The organism is Nesterenkonia sandarakina (assembly GCF_013410215.1).
Classification (GTDB): Bacteria; Actinomycetota; Actinomycetes; order Actinomycetales; family Micrococcaceae; genus Nesterenkonia; species Nesterenkonia sandarakina.
Map to the genome: position 1 here is coordinate 2,161,543 of NZ_JACCFQ010000001.1, position 25,315 is coordinate 2,186,857.

18 protein-coding genes are annotated in these 25,315 nt (G+C 65.6%); 9 read left to right on the forward strand and 9 right to left on the reverse strand.

Annotated elements, in window-relative coordinates; translation table 11 throughout:
* Positions 1 to 234: 234 nt before the first annotated feature.
* From HNR11_RS14375 to murB, 4 genes are read right to left on the reverse strand one after another with little or no spacing between them, the layout of a single operon-like run.
* A complete protein-coding gene (locus HNR11_RS14375; RefSeq protein WP_179442145.1) occupies positions 235 to 1,131 on the reverse strand; it encodes a glycosyltransferase family 2 protein in 897 nt (298 codons plus the stop codon).
* A gap of 39 nt (positions 1,132 to 1,170) precedes the next feature.
* Positions 1,171 to 2,178: a glycosyltransferase family 2 protein gene (locus HNR11_RS09960; RefSeq protein WP_179442146.1), complete on the reverse strand. Its 1,008-nt coding sequence runs from the start codon at positions 2,176 to 2,178 to the stop codon at positions 1,171 to 1,173.
* 51 nt (positions 2,179 to 2,229) lie between these two features.
* Positions 2,230 to 3,687, reverse strand: coding sequence for an oligosaccharide flippase family protein (locus HNR11_RS09965; protein WP_179442147.1), 1,458 nt, complete (start codon positions 3,685 to 3,687; stop codon positions 2,230 to 2,232).
* Positions 3,684 to 4,973, reverse strand: a complete 1,290-nt coding sequence (gene murB / locus HNR11_RS09970) for a UDP-N-acetylmuramate dehydrogenase (RefSeq protein ID WP_343050646.1) — start codon at positions 4,971 to 4,973, stop codon at positions 3,684 to 3,686. Before murB ends, HNR11_RS09965 begins: the two co-directional genes overlap by 4 nt.
* 335 nt (positions 4,974 to 5,308) lie before the next feature.
* Between murB and HNR11_RS09975 the strand changes: the two genes are divergently transcribed.
* Positions 5,309 to 6,511, forward strand: coding sequence for a TerC family protein (locus HNR11_RS09975; protein ID WP_179442149.1), 1,203 nt, complete (start codon positions 5,309 to 5,311; stop codon positions 6,509 to 6,511).
* Between the two features lie 113 nt (positions 6,512 to 6,624).
* On the opposite strand, the gene HNR11_RS09980 is transcribed toward HNR11_RS09975, so the two are convergent.
* The 5 genes from HNR11_RS09980 to HNR11_RS10000 all read right to left on the reverse strand — a co-directional run bounded on the left by HNR11_RS09980 (position 6,625) and on the right by HNR11_RS10000 (position 13,960).
* Positions 6,625 to 8,004, reverse strand: a complete 1,380-nt coding sequence (locus HNR11_RS09980) for an alpha/beta fold hydrolase (RefSeq protein ID WP_179442150.1) — start codon at positions 8,002 to 8,004, stop codon at positions 6,625 to 6,627.
* Positions 8,001 to 10,646, reverse strand: a complete 2,646-nt coding sequence (locus tag HNR11_RS09985; RefSeq protein WP_343050694.1) for a DEAD/DEAH box helicase — start codon at positions 10,644 to 10,646, stop codon at positions 8,001 to 8,003. Before HNR11_RS09985 ends, HNR11_RS09980 begins: the two co-directional genes overlap by 4 nt.
* A 5-nt stretch (positions 10,647 to 10,651) precedes the next feature.
* Complete coding sequence (locus HNR11_RS09990) at positions 10,652 to 11,398, reverse strand: MBL fold metallo-hydrolase (RefSeq protein ID WP_179442151.1); 747 nt, start codon at positions 11,396 to 11,398, stop codon at positions 10,652 to 10,654.
* A 78-nt stretch (positions 11,399 to 11,476) separates the two neighbouring features.
* Positions 11,477 to 12,265, reverse strand: coding sequence for an HAD hydrolase-like protein (locus HNR11_RS09995; protein WP_343050647.1), 789 nt, complete (start codon positions 12,263 to 12,265; stop codon positions 11,477 to 11,479).
* 168 nt (positions 12,266 to 12,433) lie between these two features.
* Positions 12,434 to 13,960, reverse strand: a complete 1,527-nt coding sequence (locus HNR11_RS10000) for an NCS1 family nucleobase:cation symporter-1 (RefSeq protein WP_343050648.1) — start codon at positions 13,958 to 13,960, stop codon at positions 12,434 to 12,436.
* 292 nt (positions 13,961 to 14,252) lie between these two features.
* Between HNR11_RS10000 and uvrA the strand changes: the two genes are divergently transcribed.
* The 8 genes from uvrA to gap all read left to right on the forward strand — a co-directional run bounded on the left by uvrA (position 14,253) and on the right by gap (position 25,300).
* Positions 14,253 to 17,156, forward strand: a complete 2,904-nt coding sequence (gene uvrA / locus HNR11_RS10005; protein WP_343050695.1) for an excinuclease ABC subunit UvrA — start codon at positions 14,253 to 14,255, stop codon at positions 17,154 to 17,156.
* Between the two features lie 79 nt (positions 17,157 to 17,235).
* Positions 17,236 to 17,946 (forward strand): lysophospholipid acyltransferase family protein, encoded by a 711-nt coding sequence (locus HNR11_RS10010; protein ID WP_425488262.1) that lies wholly within the window; start codon positions 17,236 to 17,238, stop codon positions 17,944 to 17,946.
* Positions 17,939 to 20,008: an excinuclease ABC subunit UvrC gene (uvrC, locus tag HNR11_RS10015; protein ID WP_179442153.1), complete on the forward strand. Its 2,070-nt coding sequence runs from the start codon at positions 17,939 to 17,941 to the stop codon at positions 20,006 to 20,008. The genes HNR11_RS10010 and uvrC overlap by 8 nt, the downstream gene beginning before the upstream one ends.
* Positions 20,009 to 20,111: 103 nt before the next feature.
* The gene (gene rapZ, locus HNR11_RS10020; protein WP_179442154.1) at positions 20,112 to 21,005 is read left to right on the forward strand and encodes an RNase adapter RapZ; all 894 of its coding nucleotides are present in this window, start codon (positions 20,112 to 20,114) and stop codon (positions 21,003 to 21,005) included.
* Between the two features lie 2 nt (positions 21,006 to 21,007).
* Positions 21,008 to 22,036, forward strand: coding sequence for a gluconeogenesis factor YvcK family protein (locus tag HNR11_RS10025; RefSeq protein WP_179442155.1), 1,029 nt, complete (start codon positions 21,008 to 21,010; stop codon positions 22,034 to 22,036).
* Positions 22,037 to 22,144: 108 nt separating this feature from the next.
* Positions 22,145 to 23,125, forward strand: coding sequence for a DNA-binding protein WhiA (gene whiA, locus HNR11_RS10030; RefSeq protein WP_179442156.1), 981 nt, complete (start codon positions 22,145 to 22,147; stop codon positions 23,123 to 23,125).
* Positions 23,126 to 23,398: 273 nt separating this feature from the next.
* Positions 23,399 to 24,022, forward strand: coding sequence for a superoxide dismutase (locus HNR11_RS10035; protein ID WP_058889413.1), 624 nt, complete (start codon positions 23,399 to 23,401; stop codon positions 24,020 to 24,022).
* Positions 24,023 to 24,295: 273 nt separating this feature from the next.
* Positions 24,296 to 25,300, forward strand: a complete 1,005-nt coding sequence (gene gap, locus HNR11_RS10040; RefSeq protein ID WP_179442157.1) for a type I glyceraldehyde-3-phosphate dehydrogenase — start codon at positions 24,296 to 24,298, stop codon at positions 25,298 to 25,300.
* Positions 25,301 to 25,315 lie beyond the last annotated feature (15 nt).

Consider the following 25,315-nt stretch of genomic DNA (forward strand, 5'->3'; position numbering starts at 1 on the left):
TCTGTGTGAAACCGTTTCTGCGGTGCTGTCTGCGTTGCTCCGTGAGTCGGAATCGGGAGAGCGACGACGGGGTGCCGGCCACCCACGCAATAGGTAGCTGGATGAAGTGAACGGCTTCCGGAATTCGTGAAGTTTAATGTAGACCGCATATGTCACGGCCCGAGGTGATTCATGGCCTCGAGTTTATCGCAGCCGCCTTCGAAGCCGAAAGCCACAAGCCGTGCACTGCGCACGTTACTTGCCACTGATCCCGGACAGTCCAACTGCGACAGCGCCTAGGTGAGGGACAGCCCGCAAGCCACGAAGTGCTTGGCGGACTCCGGTCATGTCACGTTGGGCGACTGCGGCGCGAAGGACATGGGCAACAAGGAAATCTGCGCTAGCGCGCTTCGAGAGCAATCTCCTATTTGTTTCCCACCATCCGTAAGACGCTCTCCAGTTCCGTCGCTTTGACACGGATAAAGGGCTGTTGCGCTCCACGTAACTCAGGGCAGCGTCGTCCCACACCACTGTCACGTCCAGATTCGACACCAGCTTTAGTACGAGATCCCAGTCTTGATGCTTGGGAAGGGTCTCATCCCAGGGCTTATCTTCCAGTACATCGCGCCGGAAGAGCATACTACTGGTTTGAACGGCATTTCTCCCGAACTTCAATCGGTCTCGCATTACTATGTAGCTCGGAAGACGCCTCTGATCGTCTACGGGTGGCACTAGGCCGGGGGCTTTCGCGTACTCCCCCAAGTTAGTCCCGTAACCATGCATAAAGGCGCCCAAAGCAAGGTCGCCCTGGCTGCCTTCTTGACTAGAGAGTGCCTCAAGCCGACTTGCGAGGAATTCTGGGTCCCACCAGTCATCATCATCGAGAAATGCGACGTGCGATGAGGTTCCTGCGCCGAAACCGATGTTCCGAGCAATGGAGCCCCCTTGTGCGCCTGCCGTGAGGAGGATCTCGCACTCGAAGCCCTGGAGTAGCAGCTCCAAGCTGGAGAGCTCTTCGAGTCGGTCTAGAACCACGAAAACGCGAGTGCTAATCGTCTGGCTGTTTGCGGATCGAACTGCGCGGACAACAGATCCGCGTCCGATCGTGGGAATGACTACATCAACTGTAGTGCAGGTGGTTTCTACTACCATTCTATTTCCAATATCCCTAGGCTCTCAATTCGCTAAATGTCACTTAAATCTACCTCTTGCCTGCCTTAGGGTCCGTCTCGACCGCAAGGCCCAATTGGCGCCCGAGCGTACGGGAGCGCCTAGGTATTTTGTTCCGTAGATCGAAAAGAAACCGGATACTAGCAAGCGCTTGGAAGGTGATATTAGATTCTCCTTAGCCGATATGACCGCATTGCTCGGGGATCCGGCGAGGCCCATGTCGATCGCACCCCAGAAGAACCGTTTCTGTAGAGCGGGGTCGGCTTTGTCCACTACGTGGGACGGCCCATGTAAGCGAAGTGACGAAAGGGTCCTGGCGGTTTCCTCAGGGGTCATGTCAAGGAGTCGACGCGCAAGGAGAGAGAAGCGCGCTTGATCTGAGAACTTCTTAGGGTTGTGCGTGACACCGTCGCTCAGGATGTGACGCTCATAGAGGAACTCGGGAATCGTTGCCAGCCGATACTCTCGACGGATTCTGAGCCAGAGGTCAATATCTTGTGCAAACCGAAACTCGGGCCTATACCCCCCCGCTCGATCATATGCAGATCGCCTAAACATCACCTCGCCGTGCGAGTAAACGTTCTGCATCCTCAGGGACGCGAGATCAACATGATTCGCATCAGGCCTTACTGGGTTGCGGTCGCCTGTAAGGTCGTTCACATTGGTGTACCAGCTGCCTACTGCACCCACGCCTCGGTACTGATCTAGATATGCTGCTTGCCGCTCCAGTCTCGTGGGTGCCGCCACGTCACCGGAGCCGTGGATGGCGATGTACTCACCGGTTGCCATATCTATCGCATTGATCAATCCCTGTACAAACCCAATATTGCTTGAGTGTACTACATACTTTAAGCGTGGATCATTGTAAATATTGCTTAAGTTCAGTAGTTCTAGATCTGTTCCGTCTGTTGACGCGTCATCAAATACAATTACTTCGAAATCGGAATGTGTCTGATTCAACAATGAGTCAAGAGTTCGCTTGAGTACCTCGCGACGATTGTAATAACCAACTATTACTGACACCTTCATTTGATAAGTTTCACCTCTATATTCATTTCGTGCTGTGAATGAAGTTTCGAACTATCCTCGAAAACCCGATCGAACTAAACCAAGTATCTTGGCGACATCCCGGCGCGCAAATGGAAACAGAGCGAGACTCAATAATACGGTCGCCAGAGAGGTGGCCAAGCCAAGCAGGATAAGTCCGAAACTCGGGATTGAGACTAAACTCGAGATGGCGAATGCCGAGAGTCCGGCGGGAGCACTCAGGAGTGCGACCACCTTGGTTGCTCGCGAGATGAGGGGCCAAGTTGGAACTCCAGTATTTCTCCCAGCCCATAGCATGGAGAAGATCCAGAAGCCGGCGTAACCCGCGACGCTCCCCATAGCGATTCCTGTCGCGCCCCACGGGATGCCGCAACAGATGGCGAGAATGACAAAGGGTTGCCCTATGACGTTGCCCAGCAGCAGAGATGCCGAGGATCCCTTCGCCACTTGCAGCCAGATCGCGATCTGCTGGATCGCTCGAAAGACTGAGCTTATAGCAAGGATGGCGAACAACGGCGCAGACTGTGCCCAGTCGTCGCCTAGAAGTATGTCAACAATAGGGAACGCTAGGCCGGCCATGACACAGAGCGATGTAGCCGTTATATAGCAGGAAACTAGTTGCGCAGAACGGATCCCACGCTCAAACCTGGCGGTGTCTTCGACCACGCGCGAAAGCACCGGGAGTGCCACTTTTGTCATGGGAGTGTTGATTTGGTTTACCGGAACCACTGAAAGTTGGAATGCTCTGTCGTAGAAACCAAGCGTTGTGGGGCCCCACAGGCGTCCGATAATTACGCTGTCGATATTGCGCGTGAAGTATGCGAGCACTTGCGTTCCTGCAAAGGAGAATCCGAACGACAGGAGGTTCCGCATGCCGCTCGTTCGTCTGGGCAGGCCTGGAAGCCATCGCGCTAGAGTAACGCTCAGGACCAGGTCTGCTGCTGGCAGTGCTAATTGAAGAACGATAAGTGCCGCTAGCGAGTAACCGGCCGCCGCTACAGGGACGGCAGCCAGGAGCGCGATGATGGGTGGCACTACATCGCAGATGGCAAGGGCTCGAAACCTCAGGCTGCGACTGATGGCTACGCGAAACTGTGCGGTGACACCGCTAAGTACATATGATAGAGAAACCCATTGAACGAGTGTTACTAGGTCGCTCTGGCCGTAGAAGGCCGCGATGGGCCAAGATAGTAAGAAGACTATGACTGAAATCACGGTTCCAGCCGCAAAGTTCAGCCAGAACAAGTTTGTTCGTTGTTGGCCGGTCAGTTCTGCCATCCGCAGCGCGGCCGTGGAAAGTCCGAAGTCGCGAAGAATTTGAGCGATGCCTGTAAAGGCTATCGCCATTGCGAGAAGTCCGTATGACTCGGGAGCGATCAGTCTGGCGAGTATCGCGACTTGGGCGACTTGAATTACGACTCGCGCAAGCTGCGCAACCAGAGTGACGGCTCCACCTCGAGCGGCGGACGCTGAGAGACTTTTCTGGCTCACTTCGGGTGAATGGGTGTCATGGATGTTCCGGGGCTCGCGGCACGGTCATCGGAGACCGTGTGGGCGGCAGTAACCTTCCCATCAGGTGACACGTAGCGGGCTTCTGCGTCCATTCGGAATCCGGTCCGTTCTAAGACGGCGCCTCGCACCAAGCCAACCAGAGCGAGAACATCGTCCGATGTCGCACCCCCGACGTTGTTGATGAAGTTACTGTGCTTTGGCGAGATCTGAGCGCCTCCAATCTGTGTGCCTCTAAGTCCAGCATCGTCGATCGCCTTGCCGGGTGGGCCAACGCTAGAGTACATAGCAGGATTGGACAGGAATGTTGAGCCACAGTTGGGTGCATCCTCAGGAAATCGGGCTTGCCTAGAAGCCACTATTTCGTCCATCTCAGCTTCGATCTCGTCTGTATTACCCCGGTCGAGGCGCAATCCAACCTCAGTGACCACACCGCCAAGCCGCTGAAGTGCTGAACTTCGATATGAGAACTCACAGTCTTCCCGGGAGAGTTCTATGAGAGTGCCCACTCTATCGACGTAGCGGACCCAGGCTACGCTTGATCCGATTCCCTTTCGTTGGCTGCCGCCGTTCATTATCACCAGGCCACCTAGCGTTCCGGGGATCCCCACGGTGTGCTCGATCCCGCTGAGTCCTTTCGCTCCCGCTGCGCGAGCTAGCTCGGGGACCGAAGTGCCCGCTTTGACCACCACATCCCTTCCATCGAAACTGATTCCAGACATGCGGGCGGCAATCCGGACGATAACGCCGCGTAGCCCCCTTGAATCGAATAGTAGGTTCGAAGTTTCTCCTACCACGCAGTAGGGCGTGCCCGTGCTTTCTAGTAGCTGCAAGACTCCTGCGACCTCGTGACGGTTGGTGGGCTCGACTAGGGCATCGGCGGGGCCCCCAATGCGCCACCGTGAGAAGCTCGACAAGTTGACGGAGACCTGGACTCCGCCGGGTACCGCTTGCCGTAAGCGCCTCAGTAGTGAATCGGCGAGGGATGTTGGGGTAGTCATATAAGTGAGCCTATCGATGAGACCTATCTGGAACTCGGGGGGAGCGTTCGCCTCCCACGCCATCTGGAGGGTTGTGTTGGCCTGGCCTACTCCGTACACGGTTTTGCCCAAATCTAGGTCGTTTGCTGTTTGGGTCGTCCTCGTCCTTATGGAAGCTCTCGTGATCTCGATCAGAACCGGCGGGAGCCGAGGACTACGGCGGACGAGTGGGCTGGCCATTTTTTGTGCCCTATACGGGGCTCGGGGAGAGCCGAACACCCGCAGCATTCACACTGAACAACTATGGTCCAGTGTCGGATCGATGTCCACTTGCGAAGCCGCGGGCGTTTTCGACTGTGACCATGAGCACCCGGATGGTTGGCTCCGAGCCCATACGGCTGGGGCTATGTCCGCATACCTCCCTAGGGCCCCGACCACATTAGTTATGATTCCAAGCTTTGCTCGTCGGTTCGGTGTAACATCACCCAAGCGTGGGGGAGTATCCCTAACACTGTGGTCGTCAGCACGTGGGGCAACGTCGCCTCGCCGGACACAGAGGCCTGGACTCAGGCGGAGAGACTCGCGATGACATCGCTGTACCCTCCTTCGCGAAAGGCTCCTTCATGGAGATCTCCCCACTGGTCTGGACCGTCACGCTTGCGCTGATCATCGGCCTGCTGCTCTTCGACTTCGTCTTCCACGTGCGCAAGGCGCACACCCCCACCATCAAGGAAGCGGCCCTCTGGTCCGCCTTCTACGTGGGCGTCGCGCTACTCTTCGGCCTGGGGTTCTTCGCCCTAGGCCACCCGGAGATGGCCACCGAATACTACGCCGGCTACGTCACGGAGAAGGCGCTCTCGGTGGACAACCTCTTCGTGTTCCTGGTCATCATCGGCAGCTTCAATGTCCCCCGGGAGTACCAGCAGAAGGTCCTGCTCTTCGGCATCGTCTTCGCGCTGATCGCGCGCAGCGGGTTCATCTTCCTCGGCGCCGGGCTGATCAACCTGTGGAGCGACGTCTTCTACCTCTTCGGCATCATCCTGCTGATGACCGCCGGGCAGCTGCTGAAGAAGGAACTCGCCGGAGACTCCGGGGGAGACGAGGCGGACAACTTCATCATCCGCTTCGCCCGCAAACACCTGAACACCACCGATGACTTCCACGGCGACAAGCTGACCACCCGCATCGACGGCAAGCGCATGTTCACCCCGATGCTGCTCGTCATGCTCGCCATCGGCGGCACCGACCTGCTCTTCGCCGTGGACTCCATCCCGGCCATCTACGGGCTCACCCAGGAGCCGTTCATCGTCTTCGCCGCCACTGCGTTCTCCCTGATGGGCCTGCGCCAGCTCTACTTCCTGATCGACGGCCTGCTGGACCGGCTCATCTACCTCTCCTACGGCCTGGCGCTCATCCTCGGCTTCATCGGTGTGAAGCTGATGATCCACGCCCTGCACGAGAACAACCTGCCCTTCATCAACGGCGGGGAAGACGTCTCGGTGGTGGAGATCGAGACCGGGCTCTCCCTGCTGGTCATCGTGGCCGTACTGCTAGTCACTGTCGCCACCTCGCTGCTGGCCCCGAAGGGCCGCGCGCTGCGCGCCATTCAGAACGCCGAGAAGTACAACCAACGCTACGTGGACCTCTCCGAGAAGGCTCCCGAGGATCGCGAGTTCAGCCTGATTAAGACCGCCGAGAAGTCCGACTACTGGTCCGCCAAGGTGGCCCAGGTGCCGGAGAAGTACCAGGCGGATCTGATCGAGCATCGCGGCAACTACGTGGCGCTGCTGGAGAAGGCCCGAGGGCTGCGCACCGGGGTCAAGTAACCTGATCCCACTGCCCAACACGACATGAACCGGCCGGGCCCCGCTGATCTCAGATCAGCGGGGCCCGGCCGGTTCTGTGCGCATCACGAGCGGTGACGCCTGGAGCGCGCGCGTCAGGTGCGCTTGAGCAGCTCCGAGAACACCCGGGCGCCGTCGTCGCCCAGGCCGTCGTGGTGGAACTCGTTGGTCTCCCAGACGCTGATCCCGGCGACCCCCTCGGCGGTCTTCCAGGAGAGCTCCCGCGCCACGTAGACATCATCGGTGTACAGCGCCGCGGCGGTGGGCACCTGATTCCGGCTCAGCTGCTCCAGGTCATAGAGCGGCGCCCAGTCCTCCACGCCGGCCAGCAGGTCCGCGGCCGCCACCAGGTCTGCCAGCGTCGGGTCCAAGAGCAGGTGCTCGCGCAGGATCATCTCGCCCAGCAGCAGGGGAGAGGTGGCCTCCGCGCTGAAGTCAGGGAACTCCGCGCCCACCCGCTGGGCCGCCCAGCCGGTGTCACCGCGGCCCTCGGTCAGCGCAGCAGGCTGGCCGTAGATGGATTCATGCATCACCGCGTACATCGGGTTCCCGGCGAAGGAGAGCTGCTGGCCCACCGCGGCGAGGAACGTGTCCGAGAGCTGCGTGCGCTCGGGCCCGGTGAACGCCTCCTCCAGCAGGTAGTGCAGCGAATCGGCGCGGGTGTTGCCGCCCAGCAGCATCCCGATCAGCTGCAGCCGGGCCGGGGTCAGCAGCGAGCCATCCAGCAGCCGCACCTGGTGGGTGCGCAGATGCGCGAAGACCGCGTCCAGGATCTCCCGGTCCTGCGGGAACCGGGTGAAGTGCTCGGCGTTGCGGGCGCGCATCTTCGCATAGGTGGCCCGGTAGACCCGGTCTGCGTGTCCGGTCAGCGGGGCCAGGCCACCGGTGATCAGCGCCCGATCCAGGGACTCCGGAGCGAAGGAGAGGTAGCTCAGCGTGGTGAACCCGCCGAAGCTCTGCCCCAGCACGCTCCAAGACTCCACCCCGAGCGCCCGGCGCAACGCCTCGGCGTCGGCGACGATCGAATCGGCGCGGAAATGGCGCATATGCGCCGCCTGGGCGGCGGCGTCACCCCGGGCGGCCAGAGAGTGCCGAGTGAGCGGGGTGGAGAGCCCGGTGCCGCGCTGATCCAGCATCAGGATCCGGAACTTCGCACCAGCCTCGGCCATCCAGCCGCCGAGCTTCGCCGGCCGGCTGCCCTTGCCGCCGGGTCCGCCCTGCAGGAACAGCAGCCAAGGGAGGGACTCCACGTGCTCGGCGCCCTGCGCGGCGGCTTCGGCGGCGACGAACTCCCGGGCGTAGATCCGGATCGCCTCGCCGTCGGGCGCCCGGTGCTCCGCTGAGTGATCCAGCGGCGCGGTGTGGTCCTGAGCTGCAGTGTGGTCCAGAGGCACCTGAAGCCAGTGATCGGTGATCCGGGTGCCGTCGATCAGCCTGGCGGTGGCACCGGCGGTGTGCGCTGCTGCCGGGCTCATCCGAGTTCCCCGACCCGGTCCATGATCACCGCGGGCGCGCCGGCCTCATCCGAGGCGGTGAGGTCGATCCAGGCGTGGATGCCCCAGTCGTGGTGCCCGTCCGGGTCATCGAGGACCTGCACGGCCCGCCAGTAGCGGCGCTCCGGGTCCGGGGTGTCCTTCGGTGCGGTGTCCAGGCGCACCAGGGAGGGACCGCGGGACTGGGCGTCGGTGTAGAGGTCCTCGTAGGTGTTGAAGTAGGCGTCCAGCGCCTGACGCCACCGGTCGGCGTCCCAGCCGTGCTCGGCGTCGAGCTCGGCGAGCTTGGCCTCCTTCTCCTGGGCGAAGAGCTCCGCGCGCAGGAACAGCGCGTTGCGCACCATCACCTTGAAGGCCCGGGGGTTCGCGGTGACCCGGTCCGGATGATCCAGTGCGGAGACGTCCTCCTCCATGGCGGCGAGCTCGGCCAGCTTTTCCGGGTCATCCCCGGCCTGCAGGCGTTCCCATTCCTCCAGGAGTGAGCTGTCGGTCTGCCGGACCACCTCGCCCAGCCAGGCGAGCAGGTCTTCGAGCTCCTCGGTGAGCCGGTTCTCCGGGACCGTCTGGCGCAGCGCCTTATAGGCGTCGGAGAGGTAGCGCAGCAGCACCCCCTCGGACCGGGCGATCTGGTAGTGATTCACCATGGTGGTGAAGTCGAAGGCGCGCTCCAGCATGTCCCGGACCACCGACTTCGGCTGCAGCACATGATCCGAGACCCAGGGCGCCCCGCTGCGGTAGATCTCGAACTGCTGGTTCAGCAGCTCGGCGAGCGGCTGCGGGTGGGTGAGCTCATCGAGGATCCGCATCCGCTCCACATAGTCCACCCCCTCGGCCTTGAGCTCTCCGATCTTCTCCGACTTCAGCTGCTTCACCTGGGCGCCGGTGATCTGGTGCGGGGTCTCCAGGATGGATTCGATCACGCTGATCACATCGTGGGCGTAAGACTCGGACTCGGTGTCCAGCAGCTCCACCGCGGCCACCGCGAACGGCGCCAGCGGCTGGTTCAGCGCGAAGTTGTCCTGCAGGTCCAGGGTCAGGTCCACGGTGCGGCCGTCCTCATCGGGACGGTCCAGGCGCTCGAGCACCCCGGCGGTGAGCAGCTCGCGCAGGATCTGCAGCGCCTGCCGCTGCAGCTGCGCCTTCCGGGCCGGGGTCTCATCTGCGGCGAGGATCATCCGGCGCATCGCCCGGATCGGATCCTCGGGACGCTCCAGCAGGTGCAGCACCATCGAGTAGCTGACCTGCATCCGGGAGACCATCGGCTCCGGGGTGGCCGCGATGATCCGCTCGAAGGTCTTCTCACTCCAGGAGACGAAACCCTCGCGGGGCTTCTTCTTCCCGGCGGAGCGGATCGCCTGGGAGACCTTCTTCTCATCCTCGCCGTGCTTGGCGCGGGCCTTCTGGATCGCCGCCTCGTTCTCGATCACATGCTCCGGGGCCTGGACCACCACGGTGCCGTGGGTGTCGAACCCGGCCCGGCCGGCGCGACCGGCGATCTGGTGGAACTCCCGGGCGTTGAGCTGCCGGGTGCGGGTGCCGTCGTATTTGCTCAGCGCGGTCAGCAGCACGGTGCGGATCGGCACGTTGATCCCGACGCCGAGGGTGTCGGTCCCGCAGATCACCTTCAGCAGGCCCTGCTGGGCGAGCTGCTCCACCAGCCGGCGGTATTTGGGCAGCATCCCGGCGTGGTGCACCCCGATCCCGGCGCGCAGCAGCCGGTTCAGCGTCTTGCCGAAGCCCTTGGCGAAGCGGAAGGTCTCCAGCTTCACCCGGATCAGCTCCCGCTCCTCCTTGGAGACCACGTTAAGTGAGGCCAGGCCGACGGCGCGCTCGGCCGCCTCGCGCTGGGAGAAGTGCACCACGTAGACCGGGGCCTGGTGCGTGCTGACCAGCTCCTCGAGCTTGGTCTGCAGCGCGGTGGTGGAGTACTCATAGCTCAGCGGCACCGGACGCTCCGCGCTGGAGACCGTGACGACGTCGCGCCCGGTCCCGGCACTGAGCCGCTCCTCGAAGCGGGAGGTGTCACCCAGAGTGGCGGACATCAGCAGGAACTGGGCCCGGCTGCCAGTGGCGCCTTGTCCCGAAGAGCCCTGCTCGGCGCGGCCGGTGAGCTCCAGCAGCGGGACCTGCCAGGCCCAGCCGCGCTGCGGATCGGCGTAGAAGTGGAACTCGTCCATGATCACCGGGCCCACATTGGCGTCCCGGCCGTCGCGCAGCGCCTCATTGGCCAGGATCTCCGCAGTGCAGCAGATGATCGGGGCACCCGCGTTGACCGAGGAGTCACCGGTGACCATGCCGACGTTCTCGGCTCCAAAGATGTCCACCAGGGAGAAGAACTTCTCCGAGACCAGCGCCTTGATCGGGGCGGTGTAGACGCTGCGCTCCCCGCGGGAGAGCGCGAAGAAGTGCGCCGCGGTGGCGACCATGGACTTCCCGGACCCGGTGGGGGTGGCCATGATGACGTGCTGACCGTCGGCGAGTTCTAAGATGGCGTCCTGCTGGGCCGGGTAGAGGCTGAGCCCATGCGCCTCGGTCCAGGATTCGAAGGCCGCGTAGAGCTCCTCGGATCCGGGGGCGGCGCCGTCGGTGGGTTCTAGTTTGTGCAGCCGCTTGGCGGCGGTCACCGGGCTCACCAGCCGCGTTCCCGCCAGGCGGGGAGCGAAGCGCGTTCGGCGCCCAGTGTGGTGGGGTCCCCGTGGCCGGGGTGGATGATGGTGTCATCCTCATAGACGTCGAAGAGCCTGGCCTCGACGTCGTCGAGCAGCGAGCTGAAGTCCGCATCCGACCAGGTCTTGCCGACCCCGCCGGGGAAGAGCGAGTCTCCGGTGAAGATATGAGTGGGGCCGTCCTCCACCGGGTAGACGAAGGCCACCGAGCCCGGGGTGTGCCCGCGCAGGTGGATCACGTTCAGCGCGATCCCGTCATAGGAGACCGTATCGCCGTGGCGCAGCCGCCGGTCGATGGTGACGTTCTTCTCGGCCTCGATGCTCACGGCATCCTCGGCTCCGGCGGCGGACTCCGGCCGCGCGCCGGGGCGCTGGCCGGTCCCTGCTGGGGTGGGGGAGTCGGTGGCGTCTGCGGTGCTCGCTGCGGGTGCGCCGGCGGGGGCTTCCAGCAGCTCCTCCAGTGCCCGGATGTGATCCCAGTGCGCGTGCGTGGTGAGCACCGCGGAGAGCTGCAGCGGGCAGGGCGTGTCTGCGGCGGCGGAGGCCAGCAGACTGCGGATGGCCCCGGCGTCGTCGGCGGCGTCGATCAGCACCTGGACCCCGGACTTCTTCGCGGTGAGCAGATACACGTTGTTGTTCATCTCGGAGACCGAGATTCGGCGCAGCGTGATCGCGGGGAGGTCGTAGAGCAGGGAACTGTCAGAAGCCATAGGGGTCAGTCTATGGTCTGGCACCGCTGGGTTGTCAGCCCCGGCTGGTGCCGAGCGCTGTAACGCCTCGCTGCGGGATCAGTGAGCACCCTGGGAAGCGGGCAGACTCAGGATCCCGGCGGTGAGTAGCACCTGCTGCAGCTCCTCGGCGGTGCTCACGATCGGCTTGGCGCCGGCGGTCTCCAGCTCACCGGCGGGGGCGTAGCCCCAGCGCACCCCGATGCAGTCCAGGCCGTGCTCGGCGGCGCCGTCCACGTCGAAGATCCGGTCTCCGACCATGACCACCCGGGCGTCCGGGGCGGTCTCCGCGAGCGGACCGTGGGCCGGGTCCAGGCCGATCTCCGCCAGGGCGGCGCCGAGGATCGGGCCCTTCCCGGCGTGCGGGATGGATTCATCCTCCGCGGAGCCCTGCACCGCGGCGAAGTGGTCCCGGATGCCCTGGATGCTCAGCAGCCGCTCGGCCAGCCCGGTGGGTTTCGAGGTGGCCACCGCGCAGAGAACCCCGGCGGCGTTCAGCGTGCCCAGCAGCTCCTCGATCCCCGGGTAGACCCGGCTGGCCTGCATCCCCTCGTCGAGGTAGCGCTGCCGGTAGACGTCCACGATCGAGGGGATCAGCGCCTGGGTGACCCCGGGCAGGCTGGCCAGGGAGTCAGCCAGCGGCGGGCCCACGAAGGAGTCCAGCACCGCCTGTTCCGGGATCTCGATTCCATGCACGCCCAGGGCGTGGGAGAGGCAGCTGGTGATCGCTCCGGCTGGGTCCACCAGGGTGCCGTCCAGGTCGAAGAGCACCGCCCGGATCTCGGGCGCTGCGACCGCACTTTCGGAGGGGCGGAGGGCAGCTGGGGCGATGGCGGAGTCAAGGTTCACGGCGCCATTGTGACATGGGCCCGTGGCGCGCCGTCGTCGTCGTGATGAACACCACTCCGCGTCCAGTGGCGGAATCCGCCAATGTTGAGGGGCGGAATCTGCGAGTAATGGGGCCCGAAAACCGCATGAGATGCCCGCAGAATCCGCCCCTCAACGGGGAGGGTGGCGTCAGTGGTGAGCCGCCACGGTCTGGCTGCGCATCACCAGCCAGTAGAACAGCCCGCCCAGTGCCGCGCCGATGATCCAGGCGAACCCGGCCAGGGCCGCCAGTGCCGGCACCCAGACGGTGAACACCGCGAAGATCGCTGCGATGCCGAAGGCCGCGATGGCGCGCAGGTTCCAGCCCCGGGTGTAGTAGTACGGTCCGGCCGGGTCCATGCTGAACAGGTCCGGGGTGGAGATCTGGCTGCGCCGGATGATGTAGTAATCCACGATCAGCACCCCATAGAGCGGTGCCAGCAGCGCCCCGAGCGTGTCCACGAAGGTGGGCAGCCCGATCTGTTCGATCACCGCGACCCACAGGGCGCCGATGATGAACCCGATCACCGCGGTGATGTAGCCCCCGGTGCGGAAGCTGATCTTCTGTGGGGCCAGGTTCGCCAGGTCATAGGCCGGCGGGATGAAGTTGGCCACCAAGTTGATGCCCACGGTGGCCAGCAGGAAGGTCACCGCCGCGATCAGGGCCAGGGCCACGGACTCGGTCTGCGCGATGATGTCGGTCGGGTTGTCCAGCGGCTCCCCGGTGCCGCCCTGGAACACTACATAGGCCCCGGCGGTGATGAACAGGGAGAGGAACGTGAAGAACGCCAGCGAGAGCGGCAGCCCGGTGAAGTTGCCCAGCCGCATGGAGCGTTCGGTCTTGGAGAACCGGGAGAAGTCCCCGAAGTTGATGATCACCGCGGCGAAATACGCCACCATGGTGCCGACCACGCCGACGAAGGCGGAGATCGCGGCCCAGCCGGTGACGTCCTGGTTGCTGAAGATGGTGCCCACTGCGGGCAGCAGGTCAGACCCGGCGCGGACCCAGATCAGCACCAGCAGCACTGTCATCACCACGTAGACCGCGGGTCCGGCGAAGTTCAGGAACTTCGCGATGGTCTCGATCCCGCGGGTGAACAGCCACACCTGGATCAGCGCGACGATCACATAGGAGACCCAGCCGATCACATCCAGGCCCAGGAAGGTCCCGGTCTGCGGGCTGCCCAGGGCGGCGTTGAACGCCAGCGCCACCGCGGTGGAGGCGAAGTAGGTCTGCGCGCCGTACCAGAAGATCGCCACCACGCCGCGGACCATCGCCGGGAACCGGGCGCCGAGCACGCCCATCGAGGGCCGGGCCATCACCGCATAGGGGACACCGTGCCGCACACTCGGTGCGCCGGAGAGGTTGACCAGCCAGTTCACGAAGACCCCGGCCAGGATGATCGCGGCGAAGACGAACCAGCCGTTGATCCCGGCGCCGATGAACAGCGAGGCGGCCAGGGTGTAGCCGGCCAGGGACTGCACGTCATTGGTCCAGACGTTGAAGATCTCGAACCAGCCCCAGCGCTTCTGCTCCGGCCCGACCGGTCCGAGGTCCTTATTGTGCAGGGAGGGGTGCGGGGTTGCGGACTGGGCGGCAGAAGGCGGGGTTGCGGACTGGGCGGTCGAGGGCTGGGTGGCAGGCGGCTGCTGAGAGCTGCGGGCTGTCTGGGTCACTGTGATCTCCGGTATGACGGCGGCTCGGGGAGGGTGAATCACAGCGAGACTAGCCTCGGTGAAACGTTGCGCATCACCGTTTGAGGGCCGATGCAACGAATGAAACGCAGGTTTTACGTGGCTGAAACTCCCGGGGCGCCCACCCGGCTCTCGCTTCGAACGTTTGTTCGAACCCGCTGAGGGTTCTACACTGAACGACGTGTCAGAGCGAGCAGGCGAAACCGCCATCATCGAGTCCGTGGACGACTACTACGCCGAAGGTGCGCGGGAGAAGTCCGCCACCAACGGCACCATCGGCCGCGCCGAGGCGGACCGGATCGTGGTCCAAGGCGCACGGGAGCACAACCTCAAGGACGTCACCGTGGAGCTGCCGCGGAACTCCTTCATCGTGTTCACCGGGCTCTCCGGCTCAGGGAAGTCCTCGCTCGCCTTCGACACCATCTTCGCCGAGGGCCAGCGCCGCTACGTGGAATCCCTCTCCGCCTACGCCCGGCAGTTCCTGGGCCGGGTGGACAAGCCGGACATCGACTTCATCGAGGGGCTCTCCCCGGCGGTGTCCATCGATCAGAAGTCCACCTCCAAGAACCCGCGCTCCACCGTGGGCACGGTCACCGAGATCCACGACTACCTGCGTCTGCTCTGGGCCCGGATCGGGGTCCCGCACTGTCCCACCTGTGGCGAGAAGATCGAACGGCAGACCCCGCAGCAGATCGTGGACCAGGTCCTGGCCTTCCCGGAACAGACCCGCTTCCAGGTGCTGGCCCCGGTGGTCCGCGGCCGCAAGGGTGAGTTCAAGGACCTCTTCCGCGACCTCGCCTCCGAGGGCTTCTCCCGCGCCATCGTGGACGGGGAGATCATCCAGCTCAGCGAACCACCCGCCCTGGAGAAGACCTATAAGCACCACATCGAAGTGGTCATCGACCGGCTGGTGATCCGCGAGGGCATGCGCCAGCGGCTCACCGACTCGGTGGAGACCGCGCTGAAGCTCGCCGGCGGGCGCCTGGTCATCGACCTGGTGGACCTCGACGAGGACGGTCAGGCGATCAACGATCGGGTCCCCGAGGGCCTCACCGGCCCCAAGCAGCGGCCCTTCTCGGAGAACCTGGCCTGCCCCAACGAGCACCCGCTGCAGCTCGATGAGATCGAGCCGCGGTCCTTCTCCTTCAACAACCCCTTCGGCGCCTGCGAGGTCTGCTCCGGCATCGGCTCCAGCCTCGAGGTGGACACCGACCTGGTGATCCCCGATGACACGCTCTCCCTGGAAGGCGGCGCCATCGCCCCTTGGGCGCTGGGCAAGGCGTCCAAGGACTACTGGCTGCGCCTGATCACCGCCCTGGCCAAGGAGCTGGACTTCTCGGTGCGCACCCCCTGGAAGGAGCTGCCGAAGAAGGCGCAGAAGGCGCTGCTGCACGGGCGCAACCACAAGGTCGTGGTGCAGTACCGCAACCGCTTCGGCCGGGAGCGCACCTACTCCACCGGCTTTGAAGGCGTGCTCTCCTACATCTCCCGGAAGCACCTGGAGGTGGAGTCCGACAACGCCCGGGACCGCTACGAGCAGTACATGCGCCAGATCCCCTGCCCGGCATGCAACGGCCAGCGGCTGAACCCGGCCGCGCTCGCGGTCACCGTGCAGGGCGCCTCCATCGCGGAGATCGCCCGGCTGCCGCTGGACGAGTGCGCCGAGTTCTTCGCCGGGATCACGCTCTCCGCCCGCGACGCCACCATCGCCGATCAGGTGCTCAAGGAGATCCTGGCCCGGCTGAACTTCCTGCTCGACGTCGGCCTGAGCTACCTGAACCTGGAGCGCGCCGCCGGCACGCTCTCCGGCGGCGAGGCCCAGCGCATCCGGCTCGCCACCCAGATCGGCTCCGGCCTGGTCGGGGTGCTCTACGTCCTGGACGAGCCCTCCATCGGGCTGCACCAGCGGGACAACGCCCGGCTGATCCAGACCCTCACCCGGCTGCGTGACCTCGGGAACACGCTGATCGTGGTGGAACACGATGAGGACACCATCGCCGAGGCGGACTGGATCGTGGACATCGGACCCGGCGCGGGGGAGCGCGGCGGAGAGATCGTGCACTCCGGCTCCGTGCAGGGACTGCGCGATAACCAGCACTCCATTACCGGGGACTACCTCGCCGGCCGGCGCAGCATCCCGGTGCCCGCCCAGCGCCGCAAGGTGGACAAGTCCCGGATGCTCAAGGTGGTCGAGGCCCAGGAGAACAACCTGGACAAGGTCTCCGTGGAGATCCCGCTGGGGATCTTCCTCTCGGTCACCGGGGTCTCCGGCTCGGGCAAGTCCACGCTGATCAACGAGATCCTGTACAAGTCCCTGGCGAATAAGCTCAACGGCGCCAAGCAGGTCCCCGGCCGGCACCGCCGGATCGAAGGAATCGACGATCACCTGGACAAGGTGATCCACGTGGACCAGTCACCGATCGGGCGCACCCCGCGCTCCAACCCGGCCACCTACACCGGGGTCTTCGACCACGTCCGCAAGCTCTTCGCCCAGGCCCCGGAGTCCAAGACCCGCGGCTACCAGCCGGGCCGGTTCTCCTTCAACATCAAGGGCGGCCGCTGCGAGTCCTGCTCCGGTGACGGCACCCTGAAGATCGAGATGAACTTCCTGCCGGACGTCTACGTGCCCTGCGAGGTCTGCCACGGCGCCCGGTACAACCGGGAGACCCTCGAGGTGAAGTACAAGAACAAGAACATCGCCGAGGTCCTCGACATGCCGATCGAGGAGGCCGCGGAGTTCTTCGCCGCCTTCGCCCCGATCGCCCGGCACCTGAACACCCTGGTCGAGGTGGGCCTGGGCTACGTGCGCCTGGGCCAGTCCGCCACCACGCTCTCCGGCGGTGAGGCCCAGCGCGTGAAGCTGGCCTCCGAGCTGCAGCGCCGCTCCAACGGGCGCAGCGTCTACGTCCTGGACGAGCCCACCACCGGGCTGCACTTCGAGGACATCCGCAAGCTGCTCCAGGTGCTGCAGGGACTGGTGGAGAAGGGCAACAGCGTGATCACCATCGAGCACAACCTCGACGTGATCAAGTCCTCGGACTGGGTGATCGACCTGGGCCCCGAAGGGGGCAGCGGCGGCGGGCTCGTCGTCGCCCAGGGCACCCCGGAGAAGGTGGCCGCCACGGCAGAGAAGACCGGCTCCCATACCGGCGCTTTCCTTGCCGCACTGCTAAAGTGAGTGGGCCAGTTCACAGGCTGGCCCCCCAGATCACAGCGCAGGACGACGTCGCGGAGCGGCGAGTAAGCGGAGGCACCAGGTGAGCACCACCCCCGAGGCGCAGGAGTCGGAGCGCGTCGCCACCAACGACGCCGTCCGCAAGGCCTTCGAGATCGCCGTGAAGCTCTCCTGCCGCCCGGTGCTCACCGGTCTGGAGAACACCCCGGCCGAGGGCGGGTTCATCGTGGCCTCGAACCACCTCTCCTTCCTGGACTCGGTGCTGATCCAGGCGCTGTTCCCGCGCACCGTGAGTTTCTTCGCCAAGGCCGAATACTTCAACCAGACCGGCGTCAAAGGCCGCGCCATGAAGCTGTTCTTCGAATCCGTGGGCTCGGTCCCGGTGGAGCGGCAGCGCCAGTCCGCCTCCGTGGAGGCGCTGTTCCACCTGGGGGCGATCGCCGAAGCCGGCCACGGCGTCGGGATCTACCCGGAGGGCACTCGCAGCCGCGACGGCCGGCTCTACCGCGGCAAGAACGGGGTCGGCTGGCTCGCCGTCGCCACCGGGCTGCCGGTGGTCCCGGTGGGGCTGCGCGGCACCGAGGCGCTGCAGAAGCCGGACTCCCGGATGATCCGGCCCACCAAGTTCGACATGCACGTGGGGGAGCCGCTGCAGTTCCCGAAACAGGGCAAGAAGCACCCGCTGCCGGCGCGCCGAGCCGCCACCGAGCAGATCATGGACGCGATCGCCGGGCTCAGCGGTCAGGAACGGGTGGCCCGCTACAACGCGCCGCCCGCCGAGGCCGATGGCTGAGCCCTCCTCCTACCGTCCTCGCACCGGAGAGATCCCCACCAACCCCGGGGTCTACCGCTTCATCGACCCGCACGGCCGGGTGGTCTACGTGGGCAAGGCCAAGAACCTGCGCGCCCGGCTGAACTCCTACTTCGCCCGGGTCGCCACGTTGCACCCGAAGACCTACGCCATGGTCCACGCCGCCTCCAGCGTGGAATGGACCGTGGTCGGCTCCGAGCTCGAAGCCATCCAGCTGGAGTACACCTGGATCAAGCAGCACTCGCCGCGGTTCAACATCATGTACCGGGACGACAAGTCCTACCCCTACCTCGCGGTCACCATGAACGAGAAGTACCCGCGGGTGCAGGTGATGCGCGGGGACAAGAAGCCCGGGGTGAAGTACTTCGGGCCGTTCTACCCGGCCAAGGCCATCCGGGAGACCGTGGACACCATGCTCCGGGTCTTCCCGGTGCGCAGCTGCTCCGCCGGGGTCTTCAAGCGCGCCAAGGCCTCCGGGCGGCCCTGCCTGCTGGGCTACATCGGCAAATGCGCCGCGCCCTGCGTGGGGGAGATCAGCGAGGCCGATCACCGCAAGCTCGCCGAGGAGTTTTGCGAGGTGATGGCCGGGCGCCCCGGCCCGCACGTGAAGCGGATCGAGAACCAGATGAAGGCCGCCGTGGCGGAGCTGCGCTACGAGGACGCCGGCCGGCACCGCGATGACCTCGAGGCGATCCGCCGGGTCTTCGAACGCAACGCCGTGGTGCTCTCCGAGGACACCGAGGCCGATGTCTTCGCCTTCGCCGAGGACGAGCTCGAAGCCGCCGCCCAGGTCTTCCACGTCCGGCAGGGCCGGATCCGCGGGCAGCGCGGCTGGGTGGTGGAGAAGGTGGAGGACACCGACGCCGGCGCCATGGTGGAGCAGCTGCTGATGCAGGTCTACGGCTCCATGGCCGACACCGAACGGATCCCGCCCGAGGTGCTGGTCCCCGCTCTGCCGGAGAACGCCGAAGAGATGACCGCCTGGCTGCGCCAGCTGCGCAGCGACTCCGGCGCCGGCCGGGCACAGATCAGCCTGCGCGTGCCGCAGCGCGGAGACAAGGCCGCCCTGCTGGGCACCGTGCAGGAGAACGCCTCCCAGGCGCTGGCGCTGCACAAGGCCCGCCGCAACTCCGACATCACCACCCGCTCCGCCGCGCTGCGCGACCTCCAGGAGGCGCTCGGCGCCGCCGAGCCGCTGCTGCGCATCGAATGCTTCGACATCTCGCACACCTCCGGGACCAACGTGGTCGCCTCCATGGTGGTGCTGGAGGACGGGCTCGCCAAGAAGCGCGACTACCGGCGGTTCTCGGTCAAGGGTGAGGCCGCACGGGATGACACCTCGGCGATGTATGACGTGATCAGCCGCCGGTTTGCTCGGCACCTGAAGGACCAGGCTGAATCCGAGGCCGCGGTGCCGGAGGTGGCTGAAGGGGCTGAGGTGGCTGAACCCGCAGCAGAGGATCAGACCAAGACCAAGGACTCCACGGTGGTGGAACGGGAGGCGGAGCGCTTCGCCTACCCGCCCAGCCTGGTGGTGGTCGACGGCGGCCAGCCGCAGGTCAACGTGGCCCGGCAGGCCCTGGATGACCTCGGGATCACCGACCTGCCTGTGGTCGGGCTGGCCAAGCGGCTCGAGGAGGTCTGGCTGCCTGGGGACGACTTCCCGCTGGTGCTCCCACGCTCCTCGGAGGCGCTCTACATGCTGCAGCGGATCCGCGATGAGGCACACCGGTTCGCGATCGCCTACCACCGCTCCAAGCGGTCCAAGCAGATGACCGCCTCCGCGCTGGATGAGGTCCCGGGCCTGGGGCCGAGTCGTCGCGCGGCCGTCGTCGCGCACTTCGGCTCCGTGGCGAACCTGAAGAAGGCCAGCCTGGAGGAGATCATCGAGGTCCCCGGCCTGGGCAAGGACACCGCGCAGAAGATCCTGGACCACCTCCACGCCGAGGCGACGGGGACGGGTGAGGCTTCGGGGGAAGCTGAGGTCGCGGCGGATGCTGAGGCCGGGGGAGCCGAGGCGGCGGCGTCGTCGGACTCGGCCTGAACTCGGCACCGAACTCGACACCGAACTCGGTGCTCAACCGGGTCTGAACCCTGGCCTGAACCGAGGCTTCACCGGATTCCCGGCGGCCAGATAGGGTTTGAGCATGGATAGTGGTCTGACCCCGGTGAAGCCGCCCGAGAACGAACTTCTGATCGTCACCGGCATGTCCGGTGCCGGCCGCACCACGGCAGCCCACGCCCTGGAAGACCTGGGCTGGTACGTGGTCGAGGGGCTCCCGCCGGAGCTGATCACCACCATGATCGACCTGATCTCCCGGCACCCCGGGTCCATGGAGAAGCTCGCCGTGGTGATCGATGTCCGCACCCGGGCGCTGTTCTCCAATATGCTCGGCGCGCTGAACCAGCTCAAGGCCACCGGGGTGACCTACCGGATGCTGTTCCTGGACTCCTCCGATGAGCTGCTGGTCCGCCGGTTCGAACAGGGCCGCCGCCCGCACCCGCTGCAGGGCTCCGGCCGGATCCTGGACGGGATCACCGCCGAGCGCGAGCTGCTCAAGGACGTCAAGGCCGCCGCGGAGATCGTGCTGGACACCACCGACCTCAACGTCCACGGGCTGGCCCGGGAGATCATCGAGATCTTCAACGACGACGGACCCGTGCAGCTGCGGCTGAACGTCATGAGCTTCGGCTTCAAATACGGGGTCCCCGCCGACGCGAACTTCATCGCCGACATGCGCTTCATCCCCAACCCGCACTGGGTGCCCGAGCTGCGCCCCTACACCGGCCTAGACTCCCAGGTCAGCGAGTACGTGCTGGGCAACGAGGGCACCGGAGACTTCCTGGAGAACTATGTGGAGTCCCTGCGGCCCGTCATCGAGGGCTACCGGCGGGAGAACAAGCACTACGCCAACATCGCGGTGGGCTGCACCGGCGGTAAGCACCGCTCCGTCGCGGTCTCCGAGGAGCTTGCCCGCCGCCTGGATCAGCTGCCCAACGTCACGGTGAACACCATCCACCGTGATCTGGGACGTGAGTGAGCATGAGTCAGATCTCGTTGCCGCAGCCGCCGGGTGCCTCCCGCGGGTCCTTTAGGGTCTCCGCACTGGGTGGGGGCCACGGGCTCTCCGCCACGCTCTCGGCGCTGCGGGTCATCGCCGCAGAACACCTCACCGCGATCGTCACCGTGGCCGACGACGGCGGATCCTCCGGCCGGCTCCGCGAAGACATGGACGTGCTGCCCCCGGGCGATCTGAGGATGGCCCTTGCCGCGCTGTGCGATGACACCGAGTGGGGCCGCACCTGGGCCCAGGTGATGCAGCACCGGTTCCGCTCCCGTGAGGGCGTCACCGGCAGCCTGGATGACCACGCGATGGGCAACCTGCTCATCGTCGCGCTCTGGGAGCTGATCGGGGACTCCGTGGAGGGGCTGCGCTGGGCCGGGACACTGCTGGGCGCCCGCGGCCAAGTGCTCCCGATGTCCCGGCAGCCGCTGACCATGTCCGGGACCGTGGAACCCATGGCGGACCACGCCGGGTCCGAGGCCGAGCTCCCTGCTGCGACCGCCGGCAGGCTCTCCTCCCAGGTGGCCCTGGCCCACGCCGGCAGCCTGGGCCGGCTGCGCGATGTCCAGCTGCACCCCGCCGAGGCGCCCGCCTGCGCGGAGGCGCTGACCGCGATCGAGCTCAGCGACTGGGTGGTCCTGGGACCCGGCTCCTGGTACACCTCGGTGCTGCCGCACCTGCTGCTGCCCGAGCTGCGGGACGCTCTCTATGAGACCGAGGCCCGCCGGTGTATCGTGATGAACCTCACACCCCATACCGACGAGACCGCCGGGATGAGCCCGGCGGAACATCTGCGAGTTCTTCATCACTACGCCCCCGGCATGCACGTGCATCGGATCATCGCCGACCCGCTGTCCGTGCCGGCTCAGGAACGTGAGGAGTTCGCCGAGGCCGCCGCGGTGATCGGCGCTGAGGTGCGGTATCACGACGTCGCCAAGGCTGGTCAGCCCGAGGTCCACGATCCGCTCCGGCTGGCCATCGCGTTCAGCGAGGTCTTCAACGACTGACCCCAGACGCCCGGAAGCCGGGCCCCGGCACCGCAGGGCCGGAATCCGCTCAGGGGTGTTGGGTACGATGGCCGAGCTGCATCACACGAAGACCAGAGGACAACACATATGGCGCTGACCGAATCGGTCAAAGAAGAGCTCTCCCGCCACCAGGTGAAGACCACATCGGAGCGCAAGGCCGAAGTCTCGGCCATGCTCCGCTTCGCCGGGGGACTGCACATCATCTCTGGCCGGATCGTGATCGAGGCCGAGCTGGACCACGCCGCCACCGCCCGACGGCTGAAGACCACCGTCACCGAGGTCTACGGGCAGAACCCCGAGGTCATCGTGGTCTCCGGCAACGGGCTCAAGCGCGGCTCCCGCTATGTGGTGCGCGTGGTCCGCGACGGCGAGGCGCTGGCCCGGCAGACCGGTCTGCTCGACGCCCGCGGCCGCCCGGTGCGCGGACTGCCCTCCGTGGTGGTCAACGGGTCCATGGCCGACGCCGTCTCCGCCTGGCGCGGCGCGTTCCTGGCCCACGGTTCGCTCACCGAACCCGGTCGGTCCTCCGCCCTGGAGGTTACCTGTCCCGGCCCCGAGGCCGCACTGGCCCTGGTCGGCTCCGCCCGCCGACTCGGGATCCCCGCGAAGGCCCGGGAGGTGCGCAGCGTGGACCGAGTGGTGATCCGAGACGGCGACTCCATCGCCAAGCTGCTCACCCTGATGGGGGCGCATCAGACCCTGCTGGTCTGGGAGGAGCGCCGGATGCGCAAGGAGGTCCGCGCCACCGCGAACCGGCTGGCAAACTTCGACGACGCCAACCTGCGCCGCTCCGCCCAGGCCGCCGTGGCCGCGGGCGCCCGGGTGCACCGCGCCCTGGAGATCCTCGCCGAGGACGCCCCGGAGCACCTGAAGTACGCCGGGGAGCTGCGGCTCGCGCATAAGCAGGCCTCCCTCGACGAGCTGGGCCGGCTGGCGGACCCGCCGATGACCAAGGACGCCATTGCCGGGCGGATCCGGCGACTCCTGGCCATGGCGGATAAGAAGGCCTCGGAGCTGAAGATCCCCGGCACCGAGTCCAGCGTCACCCCGGACATGCTCGAAGGCTGAGCCCTCCGGGGAATTGCGCTTTCCGGCACCACCGACCGGCAGCACTGTCCGGCCGCGTCGTCGGCTGTATCGCCGGCTGCATCACTGGGGGAGACCGTCGATCCTGACCGCTGGGGCCCAGCTCACAGGGGCGGCCGCGCGGAGTTCCTCCCGTGGTGAACACCGCAGGTCATCGCGGTCCTCCCCCTTTCTGGTGCCCGGCTCACGGCATAGGATGAGGACCGAGCCGAGGTGCAGCTGGCCTCGGCAAACCCCTGTGTCTAGGAGGACATCTTGACTGACTTCACACTTCCCGAACTGGACTACGACTACTCCGCGCTGGAGCCGCACATCTCGGCTCGCATCATGGAGCTGCACCACTCCAAGCACCACCAGACCTATGTCACCGGCGCCAACACCGCGCTGGAGAAGCTGGCCGAGGCCCGCGAGAAGGGCGACTACGCCACCACGCCGAAGCTGCTGAAGGATCTGCAGTTCAACCTTGGTGGGCACACCAACCATTCGATCTTCTGGAAGAACCTCTCCCCAGAGGGCCAGGAGCGCCCCGAGGGTGAGCTGGCAGCCGCCATCGACGAGTTCTTCGGCTCCTTCGAGGCCTTCCAGCAGCAGTTCACCCAGGCCGCACTGACCATCCAGGGCTCCGGCTGGGCGATCCTCGCCTACGAGCCCATCGGTGGCAACGTGGTCATCGAGCAGTTCTACGACCAGCAGAACGGCGTGCCCGTGGGCACCATCCCGCTGCTGATGCTGGACATGTGGGAGCACGCCTTCTACCTGGACTACCAGAACGTGAAGCCGGACTACGTGAAGGCGTTCTGGAACATCATCAACTGGAACGACGTCTCGGCCCGCCTGGCCGCCGCCCGCTCGGGCGCCTCGCAGCTGATCACGCCCTGATTCGCCCTGGGAGAACCGGGCCCAGAATGTTGGGCACCGGCCTGCCGACATGGTTGAATGATGTACGAGAAAACTGAAAATCGCGTTCTGCAGACAGCCTGATGTACAACGATGTTGTTGGGGGTCAGCGGTTCGACTACGGTCGAGCTGCTGATCCCCAACGTGTGTCTACGGGCTTTTCGCCCTCGCCGGGCAAGCTCCCTGGGCTGGCTGGACAAGAACGCCTCGAAGGCCCGCAGGAACTGCGGTCCCCCTGTCAAGAGAGGAACCTCCATGGCGACAAAAATCGCGATCAATGGTTTTGGACGTATCGGCCGCAACGTGCTGCGGGTGCTGGAGAACACCGGACGCACCGACCTCGAGCTCGTGGCGATCAACGACCTCACCGAGCCGGCGCAGCTGGTGAACCTGACCAAGTACGACTCCGTCATGGGCCGCTACCCCAAGGACGTCTCCCTGGACGGGGACACCCTGGTCGCCGGTGATCGCCGGATCAAGCTCTTCTCGGACAAGGACCCGGCGAACCTGCCCTGGGGCGACCTGGAGGTCGACGTCGTCCTGGAGTGCACCGGTTTCTTCACCACCAAGGAGACCGCTGGCAAGCACCTCGACGCCGGCGCCAAGAAGGTCATCGTCTCGGCCCCCGGCAAGGGCGTCGATGCGACCCTGGTCATGGGCATCAACGAGGACACCTTCGATGCGCAGAAGCACACCGTGGTCTCCAACGCCTCCTGCACCACCAACTGCCTGGCTCCGATGGTCAAGGTCCTCAACGACGAGTTCGGTCTCGTCGAGGGCCTGATGACCACCGTCCACGCCTACACCGGTGATCAGCGTCTGCACGACGCCCCGCACAGCGATGCCCGCCGTGCCCGCGCCGCCGGCGTGAACATGGTCCCGACCTCCACCGGTGCGGCCGCCGCCATCGGCCAGGTCATCCCCGAGGTGGACGGCAAGCTCGACGGCTACGCCCTCCGCGTCCCGGTCATCACCGGCTCGGGCACCGACCTCACCGTGGCCATCGAGAAGGAGGGCGTGACCGCCGAGCAGGTCAACGCTGCCTTCAAGAAGGCCGCCGAAGGCCCGCTCAAGGGCATCCTGTCCTACAACGAGGATCCGCTGGTCTCCTCCGACATCGTCGGTGACCCGCACTCCACGATCTTCGACGCACCGCTGACCAAGGTCATCGGCAAGACCGTGAAGGTCTTCGGCTGGTACGACAACGAGTACGGCTACTCCTCCCGCCTGGTGGACATGACCGCGCACGTCGGCCGCTGATCCAGCACGCGTGAA

Coding starts and splice junctions, on each gene's coding strand:
- uvrC (WP_179442153.1), top strand. CDS start 17,939: ATGGCTGAGCCCTCCTCCTACCGTCCTCGCACCGGAGAGATCCCCACC.
- murB (WP_343050646.1), bottom strand. CDS start 4,973: ATGCTGCGGGTGTTCGGCTCTCCCCGAGCCCCGTATAGGGCACAAAAA.
- HNR11_RS09980 (WP_179442150.1), bottom strand. CDS start 8,004: ATGAGCCCGGCAGCAGCGCACACCGCCGGTGCCACCGCCAGGCTGATC.
- whiA (WP_179442156.1), top strand. CDS start 22,145: ATGGCGCTGACCGAATCGGTCAAAGAAGAGCTCTCCCGCCACCAGGTG.
- HNR11_RS14375 (WP_179442145.1), bottom strand. CDS start 1,131: ATGGTAGTAGAAACCACCTGCACTACAGTTGATGTAGTCATTCCCACG.
- HNR11_RS09975 (WP_179442149.1), top strand. CDS start 5,309: ATGGAGATCTCCCCACTGGTCTGGACCGTCACGCTTGCGCTGATCATC.
- HNR11_RS09960 (WP_179442146.1), bottom strand. CDS start 2,178: ATGAAGGTGTCAGTAATAGTTGGTTATTACAATCGTCGCGAGGTACTC.
- rapZ (WP_179442154.1), top strand. CDS start 20,112: ATGGATAGTGGTCTGACCCCGGTGAAGCCGCCCGAGAACGAACTTCTG.
- gap (WP_179442157.1), top strand. CDS start 24,296: ATGGCGACAAAAATCGCGATCAATGGTTTTGGACGTATCGGCCGCAAC.
- HNR11_RS10025 (WP_179442155.1), top strand. CDS start 21,008: ATGAGTCAGATCTCGTTGCCGCAGCCGCCGGGTGCCTCCCGCGGGTCC.
- HNR11_RS09990 (WP_179442151.1), bottom strand. CDS start 11,398: ATGGCTTCTGACAGTTCCCTGCTCTACGACCTCCCCGCGATCACGCTG.